This is a genomic window from Nocardioides panacis, from assembly GCF_019039255.1.
Taxonomy (GTDB): domain Bacteria; phylum Actinomycetota; class Actinomycetes; order Propionibacteriales; family Nocardioidaceae; genus Nocardioides_B; species Nocardioides_B panacis.
In genome coordinates this window covers 195,719-209,878 of the sequence record NZ_CP077062.1, presented here as the reverse complement: position 1 = coordinate 209,878, position 14,160 = coordinate 195,719, and the positions used below count along the sequence as shown (strand labels likewise).

Annotated in this window: 18 protein-coding genes and 2 pseudogenes; all 20 read right to left on the bottom strand. The window is 72.8% G+C overall.

All coding sequences use genetic code 11. The features are described 5' to 3' along the window. Position 1: 1 nt before the first annotated feature. Positions 2 to 748, bottom strand: a complete 747-nt coding sequence (fliN, locus tag KRR39_RS24065) for a flagellar motor switch protein FliN (protein ID WP_254185424.1) — start codon at positions 746 to 748, stop codon at positions 2 to 4. Next, on the bottom strand, positions 745 to 1,029 hold the full coding sequence (locus tag KRR39_RS25465; RefSeq protein ID WP_302053611.1) for a FliM/FliN family flagellar motor switch protein: 285 nt from the start codon (positions 1,027 to 1,029) through the stop codon (positions 745 to 747). The genes fliN and KRR39_RS25465 overlap by 4 nt, the downstream gene beginning before the upstream one ends. A 33-nt stretch (positions 1,030 to 1,062) precedes the next feature. Continuing rightward, positions 1,063 to 1,314: pseudogene (locus KRR39_RS25460) on the bottom strand (flagellar motor switch protein FliM); the annotation flags it as partial. Positions 1,315 to 1,393: 79 nt separating this feature from the next. Then, positions 1,394 to 1,627 (bottom strand): annotated as a pseudogene (locus KRR39_RS25775) (flagellar motor switch protein FliM); the annotation flags it as partial. 192 nt (positions 1,628 to 1,819) lie between these two features. Further along, the gene (locus KRR39_RS01080; RefSeq protein WP_216939988.1) at positions 1,820 to 2,272 is read right to left on the bottom strand and encodes a flagellar basal body-associated FliL family protein; all 453 of its coding nucleotides are present in this window, start codon (positions 2,270 to 2,272) and stop codon (positions 1,820 to 1,822) included. Position 2,273: 1 nt separating this feature from the next. Next, positions 2,274 to 3,158, bottom strand: a complete 885-nt coding sequence (locus KRR39_RS01075; RefSeq protein ID WP_216939987.1) for an OmpA/MotB family protein — start codon at positions 3,156 to 3,158, stop codon at positions 2,274 to 2,276. A gap of 1 nt (position 3,159) precedes the next feature. After that, a complete protein-coding gene (locus KRR39_RS01070) occupies positions 3,160 to 3,933 on the bottom strand; it encodes a flagellar motor protein (protein ID WP_216939986.1) in 774 nt (257 codons plus the stop codon). Then, positions 3,933 to 4,199 carry a flagellar FlbD family protein gene (locus KRR39_RS01065; RefSeq protein ID WP_216939985.1) on the bottom strand — a complete coding sequence of 89 codons (267 nt, stop codon included), beginning with the start codon at positions 4,197 to 4,199 and terminating at the stop codon, positions 3,933 to 3,935. The genes KRR39_RS01070 and KRR39_RS01065 overlap by 1 nt, the downstream gene beginning before the upstream one ends. A gap of 142 nt (positions 4,200 to 4,341) precedes the next feature. After that, complete coding sequence (locus tag KRR39_RS01060) at positions 4,342 to 5,193, bottom strand: flagellar hook-basal body complex protein (protein WP_216939984.1); 852 nt, start codon at positions 5,191 to 5,193, stop codon at positions 4,342 to 4,344. A gap of 72 nt (positions 5,194 to 5,265) precedes the next feature. After that, positions 5,266 to 5,703 (bottom strand): flagellar hook assembly protein FlgD, encoded by a 438-nt coding sequence (locus tag KRR39_RS01055; RefSeq protein ID WP_216939983.1) that lies wholly within the window; start codon positions 5,701 to 5,703, stop codon positions 5,266 to 5,268. 11 nt (positions 5,704 to 5,714) lie between these two features. Further along, a complete protein-coding gene (locus KRR39_RS01050) occupies positions 5,715 to 6,989 on the bottom strand; it encodes a flagellar hook-length control protein FliK (RefSeq protein ID WP_216939982.1) in 1,275 nt (424 codons plus the stop codon). Then, complete coding sequence (locus KRR39_RS25455) at positions 6,986 to 7,963, bottom strand: transglycosylase SLT domain-containing protein (protein WP_216939981.1); 978 nt, start codon at positions 7,961 to 7,963, stop codon at positions 6,986 to 6,988. Before KRR39_RS25455 ends, KRR39_RS01050 begins: the two co-directional genes overlap by 4 nt. Further along, a complete protein-coding gene (locus tag KRR39_RS01040; protein ID WP_216939980.1) occupies positions 7,960 to 8,403 on the bottom strand; it encodes a flagellar FliJ family protein in 444 nt (147 codons plus the stop codon). The genes KRR39_RS25455 and KRR39_RS01040 overlap by 4 nt, the downstream gene beginning before the upstream one ends. Next, positions 8,400 to 9,713: a FliI/YscN family ATPase gene (locus tag KRR39_RS01035; protein ID WP_254185423.1), complete on the bottom strand. Its 1,314-nt coding sequence runs from the start codon at positions 9,711 to 9,713 to the stop codon at positions 8,400 to 8,402. The genes KRR39_RS01040 and KRR39_RS01035 overlap by 4 nt, the downstream gene beginning before the upstream one ends. After that, positions 9,710 to 10,414, bottom strand: coding sequence for a FliH/SctL family protein (locus KRR39_RS01030; protein WP_216939979.1), 705 nt, complete (start codon positions 10,412 to 10,414; stop codon positions 9,710 to 9,712). Before KRR39_RS01030 ends, KRR39_RS01035 begins: the two co-directional genes overlap by 4 nt. Next, positions 10,395 to 11,408 (bottom strand): flagellar motor switch protein FliG, encoded by a 1,014-nt coding sequence (gene fliG / locus KRR39_RS01025; RefSeq protein WP_216939978.1) that lies wholly within the window; start codon positions 11,406 to 11,408, stop codon positions 10,395 to 10,397. Before fliG ends, KRR39_RS01030 begins: the two co-directional genes overlap by 20 nt. Position 11,409: 1 nt before the next feature. Then, positions 11,410 to 12,996, bottom strand: coding sequence for a flagellar basal-body MS-ring/collar protein FliF (gene fliF / locus KRR39_RS01020; protein ID WP_216939977.1), 1,587 nt, complete (start codon positions 12,994 to 12,996; stop codon positions 11,410 to 11,412). Further along, on the bottom strand, positions 12,996 to 13,337 hold the full coding sequence (fliE, locus tag KRR39_RS01015; RefSeq protein WP_216939976.1) for a flagellar hook-basal body complex protein FliE: 342 nt from the start codon (positions 13,335 to 13,337) through the stop codon (positions 12,996 to 12,998). Before fliE ends, fliF begins: the two co-directional genes overlap by 1 nt. Continuing rightward, positions 13,334 to 13,741 carry a flagellar basal body rod protein FlgC gene (locus KRR39_RS01010; RefSeq protein ID WP_254185422.1) on the bottom strand — a complete coding sequence of 136 codons (408 nt, stop codon included), beginning with the start codon at positions 13,739 to 13,741 and terminating at the stop codon, positions 13,334 to 13,336. The genes fliE and KRR39_RS01010 overlap by 4 nt, the downstream gene beginning before the upstream one ends. Next, a complete protein-coding gene (gene flgB / locus KRR39_RS01005) occupies positions 13,741 to 14,100 on the bottom strand; it encodes a flagellar basal body rod protein FlgB (RefSeq protein WP_216939975.1) in 360 nt (119 codons plus the stop codon). Before flgB ends, KRR39_RS01010 begins: the two co-directional genes overlap by 1 nt. Positions 14,101 to 14,160: the final 60 nt, after the last annotated feature.

The following is a 14,160-nucleotide window of genomic DNA, read 5'->3' as shown; positions in this document are numbered from 1 at the left end:
GTCAGCTCGCGTTGGACTGGGCGACGATCTCGGTCACCCGCAGGGCGAAGTCCTCGTCGACGACGACCACCTCACCGCGGGCGATGAGCCGGCCGTTGACGAGCAGGTCCGCCGGGCTGCCGGCGGCGCGGTCCAGCTCGAGGACGTCCCCGGGGCAGAGCGCGAGCAGCTCGCGCACCGACATCCGGGTGCGGCCGAGCTCGACGGTGACCTCCATGGCGACGCCGTGCAGCAGCTCCACGCCGCGGGCGGCGCTGGCCAGGGCGGCCGGGGAGGTGAACGGCCGGTTCGCGCCGCGACGGTCGAGCGTGAGCACCAGCACCGCGGCGGTCACGCCGCCGGCGAGGAGCGGCACGGCGACCGTGGCGTGGGAGACCAGGGCGGCCAGCTCGGGTCCGGTGACGCTGCGACCCGCTCCGGCGGCACCCTGCAGGGCGTCGGCGGCCGCGTCCAGCGCGGGCTGGATCGCGGCGGCGAGCTCGAGGCCCCCGTCGGGGGCGGCGGCGAGCGCGTCGGTCAGGTCGGCGCCGACCAGCACGGCGATGGACGAGCCGGCCCCGGTCGACAGGGAGGCGACGCCGGCGGCGGGCCAGGGTGCGAGGTCGAGGTCGGCCGGCGTCATCGGCTGGCCCGCGGTGAGCGGCTGGGCGGACGGCAGGAGCTGCGCCACGGCGGCGGCTGCGGGGACGACGTTGTCCTCGAGCCCCTGCATCCACGGCTCGCCGGTGGGCACCTGGGCGGTGGTCATGAGTTCTCCTGGTTCGAGGGCGCGACGACGAGGGCGGCGAGACGCCGCCCCTGCAGGCCGGGGGTGGCATGGGCGAACACGACGTCGGCAGCGGTCACGTCGAGAGGGGCCTGGGAGGGGTGCGCGAGCCGGACCACGTCGCCGACCTGCAGGCCGGCGAGCTCCATCGGGTCGGCACCGGTCGCGCGGAACCGCACGGACACGTCGACCGGGATCTCCTGCAGACCTGCGGTGAGCCGGGTGCGGGCCTCCTGGCGGCGGGCACGGTCCCGGTCGCTCACGTTGTCGGCGGAGTCGGCGACCTTGAGGAACGGCAGCAGGCCGGAGAACGAGATGCACAGGGAGAGCGGGTGCTCGTGGACGCCCCGCACCAGCAGGAAGCGCGCCACGATCATCATGTCGGACGCGCCGGCGACCTGGGCCAGCTGCGGGCTGTACTCCACGCCGGTGATGGTCGGCTCCAGGGGCACCAGGTTCTCGAAGGCGACCCGCACCTCGTCGACCAGCTTCTCGTAGAGGCGACCGATGACGGCGTCCTCCAGGTCGGTCAGGGGCCGCTCCGGCTGCGGTCCGGTCCCCCCGGCCGCCGAGCAGGTTGTCGATGCAGGTCATGGTGACCGCGAGCGGGGTCTCGAGGACCGCCTTCTGGGTCACCGGCTCCATCGAGAACACGCTCATGTACGTCGGGTCGCCGAGCGAGCCCACGTAGTCGGAGTAGGCCACCTGGTCCACGGAGGTGAGCTCGACGTGGCAGACCGAGCGGAGCGCGGACGTCAGCACCGTGGACGCCTGGCGGCCGAAGGTCTCGAAGACGAGGTGCAGGGTGCGCGAGTTCTCCCGCGACAGGTTGACCGGGCGACGGAAGTCGTAGGACGACACCACACCGGTCGAGCGGGACCGACGGCGGCGCTCGGAGGACGGCGCGTCCGCCCGCCGGGAGGGGGTGCTGGTGTCGGTCACGGGTCCTGTATCGGTCGGCGACCCGGTCACCTGAGCAAAATCTTTCGGCGGATTGTGCGTCGCCGCGGGCGGGGCGGTCCGGAGACCACCCCGAGCGTGTCGTGTCGAGCGCTACTGGCTGACGAAGTCCGTGAAGTAGACCCCGATCACCTCGCCCTCGTAGGCCTCGTCCAGGCGGTGCTCGAGGTTCTTCTTCATCTTGTCGCGGAACGCCCGGCGGGACAGGTCCTCCATGCTCTGGCCGCTGAACAGGGAGATGGTCTCGTCCAGCGCCTTGCTGCCGTCGAGCTCCTCCCCCGCGTCCTTGCTGGCCTGCAGGGCGATCCCGACCTTGAGGTAGTGGTCGTCGGCGAGGTTGATCTGGATCGCGTCCAGCTTCACCACGATGCCGGGCTCGGGGGCCTTCTCGGCGCCGCTGGCGGGCTTCATGAAGAACCAGTAGCCGGCCCCGGCCGCGACCAGCACGACCACCAGGATCAGGATCAGCTTCTTCTTGCCGCCCTTCGGGGCGGGCGCCTCGCCGGTTGCTTCGGCGGCGGGCTTGGCGATGTCGACGACACTCATGTCAGGTTCCTCGTCCGGCGGGGTTGCGGTGGTCCCTCAGGACCGTCTGGAAGAGCTTGCGGGCGGCCTCGGGGGCCGCGGACACGACGACCAGGTCGACGCGCTTGTTCAGGGCTGCGGCGCCCGGCAGCGCCGGGTCGCGCAGGGGACGCTCGTGGCCGTAGGCGACCGCGGCCATCCGCTTGGCGGGTACGTCGCCGCGCTCGTCGAGGTAGCGCAGCACCGTCACCGCCCGGGCGGCCGAGAGCTCCCAGTCCGTCGGGTAGTACTTCGGCTTCACCTTGACCTGGTTGGTGTGCCCGTCCACGTCGATGTGGTTGGGCAGGGACCGGATCACCGGCGCCAGCACGTCGAGCACCTGCTGGCCGCGCGGGGACAGGTCGGCCTCGTTGGCCCGGAAGACGATGTGCCGGGAGACCAGGCTGATGCTCAGTCCCCGCTGGTCGATCTTCATCGCGACGTCGTCGAGGTAGCCCTTGGCCCTCAGCGCCTTCTCGATGCGCTTCTGCAGCGCCTCGAGGCTGGTGACCTCCTTCGCCGCCTTGTCGTAGTTGTCGTCGGCGGCCGCGGCCCGGTCGGCCGCGGCGCGGGCGCCGCTCCTGGCGACGTCCGTCGAGGGCGAGTCGGGCCGGACCGGGTCCAGGGGCTTGATGCCGTCGGCGCTCATCGTCCCCTCGCTGCCCTGGAAGGGCGACGCGGAGTTGCCGAACCCGGCGGCCATGCCGTCCTTGAGCATCTCGAACCGGCGCTGGTCGACCTGGCTGATCGCGAACATCACGATGAACAGCACCATCAGCAGCGTCATCATGTCCGCGTAGCTGACCAGCCACCGCTCGTGGTTGCCGTGCTCCTCGGGCTCCTCCTCCCGCTTGCGTCGAGAGCCCATGTCAGGCGGCCTTCTGCTCGACGTCGCGCTCGTGCACCGGCAGCAGCGAGTTCAGCCGCTGGGCGACGACCCGCGGGTTGGCGCCGGCCTGCACGGCCAGCACGCCCTCGATGACCATCTCCATCCGGGCGGCCTCGATCTGGCTGAGCCGGGTGAGCCGGCTGCCCACGGGCAGCCAGATCATGTTCGCGGTCATCACGCCCCACAGGGTGGCCACGAACGCGCCCGCGATCAGGTGGCCGAGCTTGTCGGGCTGGGACAGGTTCTCCAGCACGTGCACCAGGCCCATGACGGTGCCGATGATGCCGATCGTCGGGGCGTAGCCGCCCATGTCGTTGAAGAACTTGGCGGCGTGCTTGTCTGCGGCCTTCTTCGCGTGCACCTCGGACTCGAGGATCTCGCGGAGCTCCTCGGGGTCGGTGCCGTCCACGGCGAGGCTCACGCCCCGCTTGAGGAAGTCGTCGTCGACGTCGGCGAGCGCGTCCTCCAGGGTCAGCAGGCCCTCGCGGCGGGCCTTGTCGGCCAGCTTCACCACGACCGGGACCAGCTCGCCGGCGGGCGAGGGCTTCCAGGTGAACGCCCGCACCAGCGCCTTGACGGCTGCCTTGGTGTCGTCCATCGTGCCGCCGGCGACCGCGGCACCGATGGTGCCGCCGAAGACCAGGAGCATCGCGGGGAGGATCAGCAGGGAGGCGGGGTTGCCGCCCTCCAGGACGTTCGCGGCGATGATGATCCCGAGACCACCGCCCACCCCGATCAGGGCTGCCTTGTCCATCAGACGGTCCTCGGCTCGAGCGGGACGGAGGTGAGGCGGCTGCGACGCGCGGTGGTGGCCTCGTTGCGCTCGAAGGCGCTCGCCGTGGCGATGATCCGGGCGCGGAAGTCCAGGACCGTGTCGACGACGTCGTCGAGCGACTCGGACACGAGGTACTTCGTGCCGTCGACGAGGGTGATGACCGTGTCCGGGGTGCAGTCGACGCGCTCCACCAGATCCGGGTTGAGGGCGAACGGGGCCCCCGTGAGACGGGTGAGCGAGATCATCTGTGCACCATCCTTGTGCGGTCGAGCGCGGAGGCCGTCCTTGGCCTGCGCTGTTCTCATCGGCCGGAGAGCTCCGGACCTGAAGGGTTCGGGGGTGCCCGTCCGGCGGACCGTGGTCCGCCGGGCGGGACGCCCTCCTGCGTCAGCGCTTGATGTTGACGAGCTCCTCGAGCACCTGGTCCGAGGTGGTGATCACGCGCGAGGTGGCCTGGAAGCCACGCTGGGCGATGATCAGGTTGGTGAACTCCTGGGCCAGGTCGACGTTCGACATCTCCAGCTGGCCGCCGGTGATCGCGCCGCGGCGGCCGGTCGCCGGGGCGCCGTACTGGATCGCGCCGGAGTTGGTGCTGGACCGGAACGAGGTGTCGCCGATCTTGTCCAGGCCGCCCGGGTTGGCGAAGTTGGCCAGCGCGATCTGGAACAGCGGGCGCTTGGTGCCGTCGCTGAACACGCCGGTGATCACGCCGTCCGGGCCGATGTTGTAGGACTTCAGCGGGTTCGTGGCGTTCTCGGTGGCCACGTCCGGGATGCTGATGTCGGTCGGCGTGCCGGACGCGGTGATCGCGCCGGTCGCGTCCGCGGCGTAGCCCTGGACGATGTCGCCGTCCGGGGTCACCAGGTTGCCGACCGAGTCGAAGTCGAAGGCACCGGCCCGGGTGAAGAGGTTCTCGCCGTTGCGCTGCACGGTGAAGAAGCCGTCGCCGGCGATCATCAGGTTGGTCGCCTTGCCGGTCACCTGGGCCGAGCCCTGGCCGAAGTTCGAGGAGACCCCGCCGACCTGCACGCCGAGCCCGACCTGGATCGGGTTCGTACCGCCGCTGTTCGCGTTCGGGGCGGCACCCCCGGTGAGCATCTGGCTGAGCGTGTCCTGGAACACCACGTTGCTGGCCTTGTAGCCGACCGTGTTGGCGTTGGCGATGTTGTTGCCGGTGACGTCGAGCATGAACTGGTTGGCGCGGAGGCCGCTGATCGCGGAGAAGAGCGAGCGAAGCATGGTGGTTCCCTTCGAGGAAGGCCGGTGGCCTCGGGCGAGGCCGGTGTGGAGTCGGGCGGGGCTAGGGGTGGGTCAGGACTGGACCTTGACGACGCTGGCGAGGGCTACCTCGGCACCGCCGACTCCGAGAACGGGTCCGGTGGCGGTGAAGCGGACGGAGTCGACCTTGCCTGCGGTCTCGACGCCGTCCGCGTCGGAGTAGGTGACCGAGCGGCCGACCAGGCTGCTGGCGCCGAAGGCCATCTGCGCGGTGAGCGCCTGCCCGGTCTGCTGGGCGACCGAGTCGAGCTTCTCCAGCGAGGTGAACTGCGCCGTCTGGGCCAGGAACTGCGAGGAGTCCGTGGGGTTCATCGGGTCCTGGTTCTTCAGCTGGGCGACCATCAGCTTCAAGAACATGTCCTTGTTCACGTCGGTCGTCGAGGTGCCGGTGCTGCCGGTGCCGCTGGTCTGGGTGGTGGCCGGCGTACCGAAGTACGACGTCCCGACACCCTCGGTGGAGGAGACACTCATGTGGTTGCCCTTCAGATCGTGACGTCGATGCCGGCCGCGGCCGACGGCTGGTGCCGTACGGTCCCGGACGGACGCAGGTGGGTGGAGGAGTCGCCCTCGCGGCCGGCGGGGCCGCCGTCGAGCCCGGCGGGGCGGCCGAAGCCCTGCCCCCGGTCGTCGGCCTGGCCCTGTCCGCCGGCCTGGCCGGACGACTGGCCGCCGGCGTGCGGACCGGTGCCCGCGGGCTGCTGCCCGACGGCCGGCTGGACCGGGGCGGAGCCGCCGGGCAGGTCGCGCAGCACCACCTGGCCGGTGGTGTGGCCGATGCCCTCGAGCAGGCCGCGCAGCCGGGAGGAGCCTTCGCTGAGCGCCTCGCGGGCCCGGGCGCCGGCCGCCAGCGTGACGTCGACCTCCTGACCGCGGACGGTCACGGTGACGTGCACCTCGCCGAGATCGGCCGGGTGCAGCTTCAGCGTGAGCCGGGAGGTGCCGTCGCCGCGGAGCACGACGCGCGGGAGGGCGGGGAGCACCTGGTCGAGCACCGCGGAGCGGGTGGCCGCGTCCGCCGGGGCCGGCGTCGCGGTCGTCCCGCCCGTGGTCGTGGTCGCGACCACCGGGGTGAGGCCGGCGGCGGAGACACCAGCGGCCGACGAGGCGGACGGGGCCGGGGCCGTGGCGGACGGGTCCACGACCGGCGCCCCGGTGGTCTGGGTGATGGCCTGGTCGGGGGTCGCGGCGCTGGACTGCCCGGTGACGACAGCGGTCGCCGGGTCCGTGCCGACCGCGGAGGTGACGGTGGCACCGGTGGGCTCGGAGGCGTCGACGGTGCCCGACGCCTCCGAGCGGGAACCAGCCGGCTCGTCGTGCCCGCCCTGGGTGGGGGTCGCGGTCTGGGAGAGGACCGGGAGTGCGACCACCGGGAACCCGGCGAGGGCGGCGAGCCCACCCGACGCCGTGGCGTCGGGAGCTGTGGGGGTGGATCCGTCGGCGTCGGCGGCCGTGTCGTCCGCGTCCTCCTCGACCGTGTCACCCGCGGCGCCGGTGACGGCGGCCGGGACGGCGAGGGGGGTGCCGGCGGGACCGGCCGCCGGCACGGTGGCCGGGGTGGTCGCCGGGGCGGTCGCCGCGCTGGCCGCGGTGGCGGAGGCGGCCGCCGGGTCGGGCGCAGCTCCCTCGGCGGTGCCCAGGTGCTGGTCGACGAGCAGCCCGAAGAGGGCGGCCGCCGCGCTGCCGGGCCGGCCGGCCGACGTGGGCGTGCTGCCCGGGGCCGGTGCGGCCGGGGCCGGCGCGAGCGGGGTGATCGTCATGCGTTCTCCAGGACCTTCTGGTAGGCGAGGACTGCGGGCACGTAGCGGCGGGTCTCGGCGTAGGGCGGGATGCCGTTGTAGCGGTGCACGGCGCCGGGGCCGGCGTTGTAGGCGGCCAGCGCCTTGTCGACCGTGCCGAACTCCCCGATCAGCCCGCGCAGCAGCTTGGCGGCCCCGTCGACCGCCTGGGCCGGGTCGAGCGGGTTGACGCCGAGACCGCGGGCGGTCGCCGGCATCAGCTGCATCAGGCCCTGCGCACCGGCCGGGCTGGTGGCGCTCGCGTCGAAGCCGGACTCCTGGTGCGCCACCGCGGCGAGCAGGGTGGCCGGGACGCCGTACTTCTGCGCGGCTCCGGAGAACAGCGAGGCGTACGGCGTGGAGCCGGCGACCGTGCCCGGGCCGGCGACACCGGTCGCCGTGGCGGCCGCGGTCTCCGGGAGCACCCGGCGGATGTGGGTGGGGGTCTCGTAGACCGGGGAGACCTGCACGTTCTTGCCGGGCCGCGGCGCCTCGATCATCTTGTCGTCGCCCATGTAGATCGCGACGTGGTGCACCGGGCTGCCGAACGCCAGGATGTCACCCGGCTGGGCCTCGGCCAGGCTGGCGACCTGGGTGCCGGCGGTGGCCTGCTGGTAGGAGACGCGGGGCAGGTCGACGCCGAACTTCTCGTAGACGTGCTGCACCAGGCCCGAGCAGTCCAGGCCGGTCGCCGGGTTGGTGCCGCCCCAGACGTAGGGCACGCCGAGGTACTTCTCGGCCTCGTCGACGACCGCCTGGCCGCCCGTCGAGGCGCCTGTGGTGGCCGCGCCGGAGAGGTCGGCCGACACGGTGGTGTCGCCGGTGGCTCCGGTCGCGCCCGCGAGCGCGCTGGCGAACGCGGCGCTGGAGGCGGGGCTGGCAGTGGTGCTCGGCGAGAGCAGCGCGATCTGGCCCTGGATCTGCTGGATCCGGCTGGCGACGTCGGCGACGCTCATGAGACCGCCTCCCGGTTCCGGAGCCAGGACTGGGTCGCCAGGTCGTCGAGCTCGTGCGCCTCGTGCCGGCGACGCTCCGCGGCGCGCACCTCGGCGCGACGCTCCAGGAGCAGGTCCACGACCCGCACCTGCTGCCGGTCCTGCTGCCAGCGCCGGGTGGCCTCGTCGGCGACCAGGCGGCTGCCCTCGACGCGCTCCGCGGCCCGGGCCTCCTGCTCCGCGAGCGCGGCCAGCTGGCCGAGGTGCGCGACGAACTCGGCGGTCGACCCGAACGCGAACGACGGTGCGGCGGCGCGGCGCTCCCGGGCCTCGCGCAGCTCGCCCTGCCGCCGTCGTACGGCGTTCAGCGCGTGCTGCAGGCCAAAGCGGCTGTCCTGCTCGCGGGAGTCGCGGACCCGGCGCACGGCGTTCAGCGCGCGGTCGTCGGCGGCGGCGCTCATGCTCCACCCACCAGGTCGTGCAGCATCCGCCAGGTCTCGCCCGCCGGGGTGGGCGCCTCGACGGCCTGCCGGAGGAAGTCGTTGATGCGCGGCAGCAGGGCGATCGCCCGGTCCGCGTCGGGCGAGCTGCCCGCGGCGTACGCCCCGATCTCGACCAGCTCGCGGACGTCGCGGTGCGCGGCCATCAGCCGGCGCAGCGTCACGGCATCGCCGCGCTGCTCGGGGGTGGTGATCGCGGTGACCACGCGGGACAGCGACTCGAGCACGTCGATGCTCGGGAAGTGCCCGCTGGTGGCCAGCCGCCGGGAGAGCACGATGTGGCCGTCCAGGATCGAGCGGGCCGTGTCACCGATCGGGTCCTGCATGTCGTCGCCCTCGACCAGGACGGTGTACAGGCCGGTGATGCTGCCCGTCGCGCCGGGGCCGGCGCGCTCGAGGAGCCGCGGCAGGATGCCGAACACGCTCGGCGGGTAGCCACGGGTGGCCGGCGGCTCGCCCGCGGACAGCCCGATCTCGCGCTGGGCCATCGCGACCCGGGTGAGGCTGTCCATCATCAGCACGACGTCGCGGCCGGTGTCGCGGAACCACTCGGCGATCCGGGTCGCCACGAAGGCGGCGCGCAGCCGCTCCACGGGCGGCGCGTCCGAGGTGGAGACCACGACGACGGAGCGGGCCAGGCCCTCGGGACCGAGGTCGTTCTCGAGGAACTCGCGGACCTCACGGCCGCGCTCCCCCACCAGGGCGATCACCGACACCTGGGCCTCGGTGCCCCGGGCGATCATCGAGAGCAGCGTGGACTTGCCGACGCCGGAGCCGGCGAAGATGCCGACGCGCTGGCCGCGGCCGGCGGGCACGAGCGCGTCGAGCGCCCGGACGCCGAGACCGACCTGCCGGTCGATCCGGGCGCGCTCGAGCGGGTGCGGCGCGGCGTTCTCCACCGAGACCATCGGGAGGCCGGTCAGCGCCGGTCCCCCGTCGATCGGGCGGCCGAGACCGTCGAGCACCCGGCCGGTGAGCTGCTCGCCGACGTGCACGCGCAGCGGGCCGCCGGTGGAGGCGGCGCGGGCACCGACCCGCAGCCCGTGGGTCGAGCCGAGGGGCAGGCACACGGTGCCGGCCGGGGTGCTGGCGACGGCCTCGGCGGGCACGACGCCGTCGTTGCCCTCGACCTCGACGACGTCGCCGATGGCCACGTCCACGCCGCGCACCAGCAGGTGCAGGCCGCGCAGCTCGGTCAGCCGGCCGGAGCGCTTCGCGCCGGCAGCCGCCCGCACCCGCGCCATCTGGGCGTCGTCCAGCAGCGCGGTCATCGTCCGAGCACCTTCCGCACACGGGCGAGGGCCCCGGCGACGTCGGAGTCGATCCAGCCGTCCTCGGTCTCCACCACGGCGTCGCCCGCGGCGACGCGGGCGTCCGGGACGAGGGTCGCCGGGCGGTCGGCGAGGACCGTGGGGTCGAGCGCGGCGAGGTCCTCGGGGTGCAGCCGCACCACCAGGGGTACGTCGAGGGGCACCGACACGAGCGCGCGGCGCAGGGCGTCACCCGCCGGGTCGGCAGCGAGCCGGACCTCGCGCCCGAGGATCGCCGCAGCGATCTCCAGGGCCAGGTCGACCGCACGGTCGGTCAGCTCGGCGTGCAGCACCCGGGTGGTCTCCTCGCAGCGGGCGACGGCCGCGGCCAGTGCGGACGCGGCAGCCTCCTGCCGGGCGACCGCGCGGCGGTTGGCCTCCTCGAACAGGGAGGCCTGCTCGTCGCGGGAGGCGGTGCTGCGGGCCAGCGACGCGCGCTGCCCCTCGGCCCAGCCGGCCGCGAAGCCCTGGGCACGGGCCGCGTGGTGGGACCGTTCCGCGACGCCCCGCAGGGTGGTCTCGGTGGCGCGGTCCCCCAGCACCCGGGTGCCGCCGAAGCGGGTCCAGGCGCCGTCGCGCAGCTCGTGCTCGGTGTCCGCCGTGCCGACCGCGCCGACCGGGAGGTCGCGCAGGACGACGGGCTCAGACGACGTACTCGTCATCGCCACCCCTCCTCAGCACGATCTCGCCGGCGTCCTCGAGGCGACGGATGACGAGGATGATCTTCTGCTGGGCCTCCTCGACCTGGCTCAGCCGCACCGGGCCGAGCAGGTCGATGTCCTCGATGAGGGTCTGGCCCGCGCGCTCGGACATGTTCGAGGTGATCTTGTCGCGCACCTCGTCGGAGACGCCCTTCATCGCCGGGGCGAGGTCGCCGCCGTCGACCTGGCGCAGCACCTGCTGCAGGTCGCGGTTCTCCAGCATCACGATGTCCTCGAACATGAACATCCGGCTCTTGATCTCCTCGGCCAGCTCGGGGTCGAGGGACTGGAGGCCCTCGACGATGAGCCGCTCCGTGGCGCGGTCGGACCGGTTGATGATCTGGATGAGCGGGTCGACGCCACCGACCTTGGAGATGTCCATCGGCTGCAGCACCGAGCCCATCTTCAGCTCGAGGGCCGCCTCGAGCCGCTTCAGGCTCTCGGGCGAGGTCCGGTCCATCACCGCGATGCGGTGCGCCACGTCGGCCTGCCGCTCCGGGTCGAGGCCGGACAGCACCAGCGTGGCCTTGTCGCTGGGGAGGTGCGCGAGCACGACCGCGATGACCTGCGGGTGCTCGCCGGAGATGAAGGACAGCAGCTGGCGCGGGTCGGCGCGGTGCAGGTACTGGAACGGGAGCTGCTGGGCTGACGCCGCGAGCCGGGTCATGATCGACTCGGCCCGCTCGTGGCCGAGCGACTCCTGCAGCACGGCGCGGGCGAACTGGGCGCCGCCGCGCAGCACGTTGGCGCGGGCGGTGCTGAGGTCGCGGAACTCCGTGAGCACGCTCTCGGTCTCGCCCGCCTCGAGGGCCTCGAGCTCGAGGATCTCCGCGGAGATCGCCTCGACCTCGGCCTCGGGCAGCATCGCCAGCAGCTGGGCGGCCTGGTCCTGGCCGAGCTGGACCAGGAGGATGGCGGCCTTGCGGACGCCGGCCTCGTTCAGGGTCGTGGTCATGTCAGTGGTCCGACTCGACGAGCCAGCCGCGCAGGAGCTGCGCGACCTCCTCGGGCTGGCGCTCCACCATGGCGGCGATCTCGTCGCGGGCGGCCATCCGGAGCTGGTGGGGAGCCGCGCCGGTCAGCTCGGCGGCGGACGGGTTCGGCGGGAGCGCGACGGTGGCGTCGTTGCGCGCCCGCAGCTGCTCGACGACGTACGTCGTGGCCTGGTCGCGCAGCTTGCGGCGCTTGCGGCCGCGGAACCAGGCGAGGAGCAGCGCGGCCGCGATGACGCCGGCGATGCCACCGGTCTTGATCATCGAGGTGGTCGCGGCCTTGGCGTCGGCCGCCTTGGCCGCCGCGAGAGCAGCGGCAGCGGCCTTCTCCTGCGAGCGGTCGAAGGGCATCGTGGTGACGGTGACGGTGTCGCCGCGCTTGGCGTTGATGCCGAGCGCGGAGGTCACCAGCGCCTGGACGTCCTGCGGGGTGGAGGCGCCGAGCGAGCGGGTGTCGATCACGATGCCGACGTGCAGGCTGCGGACGTTGCCCGGGGCGGCCTCGCGCTGCTCGACGGTCTTGTCGATCGCGTTGTCCTCGGTGGTCGCCTTCTTGTCGTACGTCGACCCGCTGCCCGACCCGGAGGTCGCGGGGGCGAGCTGCCCGTCGGGGCCGACCACGCCGCTCGCCGCGCTGCCCGCGCCGGTGCCCTTGTACTTCTCCTTGCTGGTGGTGCTGGTCAGCGGCTTCATCTTCGGGTCGTAGAAGTAGCGGGTGGTGTGCGTCAGCGTCTTGTCGAAGTTCAGGTCGGCGGTGACCTCGACGGCCGAGTTGCCCGGGCCGACGATGCGGGTGAGCACGTCACCGACCGAGCCGGACATGCGGTCCTCGAACGCCTTGACCTGCTGGGCGCGGGTGTCGGCGACCGAGTCGATGCCGTCACCGGCGGCGGAGAGCACCGTGCCGGCGGCGTCGGTCACGGTGACCTGCTTGGGGTCGAGGCCCTCGACGCTGGAGGCGACCAGGTGCACGATCGCCTGCACCTGCTGGGACCCGAGCGTCACACCGGGGTGCGTCTGCACCAGGACCGAGGCGGTCGTCGGCTTCTTGTCGGTGGAGAACAGCTCCTCCTGCGGCATCGCGACGTGCACGACGGCGGCGTCGACGGAGTCGAGCGCCTCGATCGTCTTCTCCAGCTCGCCCTCGATGGCCCGCTTGTAGGTGGTCTGCTCCTGGAACTGCGAGGTCGACAGGCTCTGCTTGTCGAGGATCCCGTAGCCGTCCGAGCCCTGGCTCGGCAGGCCCTCACCGCTGAGCTGGATGCGCGAGGAGTACACGTCGGCCTGCGGCACCAGCACGGTGCCGCCGCCGTCGGAGAGCTTGTACGGCGTGCCCGCGGCGTTCAGCTTGTCGACGACCGCGGAGGCGTCGGCGGGCGCCATGCTGGTGAACAGCGGCGCGTAGGTCGGCGTCGACGCCCAGCGGAACACCATGACGGCGCCGAGCACGAGGGCGAGGCCGCCGATCACGGCGATGGTCTTCTGGCCGGCGGTGAAGGCCGCGAAGGAGCGCTGCAGCGACTGCAGCCGGCCCACGATCTGGTCGCGCATCAGACGGACATCCGCATGATCTCCTGGAAGGCCTCGAGGGCCTTGTTACGAACGGCGGTGGTGAGCTGGGTGGCGACCGAGGCCTCGGTCGCGGTGATCGTGTAGTCGTGGATCGCGGTCAGGTCGCCGGTCGCCGCCTTGACGGCCAGCGTGTCCGCCTGCTGGTGCAGGCCCTGGAGGTTCTCCAGGCCCTTGGACAGCAGGTTGCCGAAGTCGGCCCCGGCCGCACCGGACGAGGCGCCGGCCTGCGAGGCCGCGTCGACGCTGTTGACCGAGGACGACGGGAGGGTGGGCATGACCATCGGGGTGAACCCGGCGGCGCCGATGGCGGGGATGCTCATGACTGCTTGCCGATCGAGAGGGCGCTGGAGTAGACGTCCTGCGCGTTGCGGAGCACCGACGCCTGGGCCTGGAAGCCGCGCTGGGCCATGATCAGCTGGCTCATCTGGCTTCCCAGGTCGATGTCGGGCATGCGGATGTAGCCGTTCGCGTCGGCGAGCGGGTGGTCGGGCTGGTAGACCATGCGGCCCTGCGCGTCGCCGAGCGCGATGCCGGAGACGCGCACGCCCTCGCCGCCCTCGGGGCCGGCCGCGCTCTGCGCGATGGCGTACTGCGCCTGGAACGCCGAGCCGCTGGTCGCGCGGGCGGTGTTCACGTTGGAGATGTTGTAGGAGAGCGTGTCCAGCCAGGTCTGGTGCATCGACAGGCCGCTGCCCGCGATGTTCATCATGTCGAAGAGGGCCATCACATGCCCCCGATCGCGGTGCTGATCAGGCCGTACCGGTCGCCGACCGCGCGGGTCAGCAGCTGGTAGGAGAAGGTGGCCTGCATCGCGGTGAGCGTCTCGGCGCCCAGGTCCACGTTGTTGCCGTTGGCGCCGGCCTGGGCCGTGCTCAGCGACGTGGTCGGCAGGCCCTCGCCCGGGGACATCGTGCCGTCGGCGAGCGCCCCGCGCAGGGAGTCCTCGAAGTCGACCGTCGAGGCGGTGAAGCCCGGGGTGTCGACGTTGGCGATGTTGTCAGCCGTGACCCGCTGCCGGTACGCCAGGCCGTCGAGGGCACTGTGCAACGCCGAGCCGACAGGATCGGAAGCGGAAATCAGCATGGACAGACGTCTCCGTGGTGCGAGGGCGCCAATCCGTCGGCGGGGGGAGAGCGATCCATG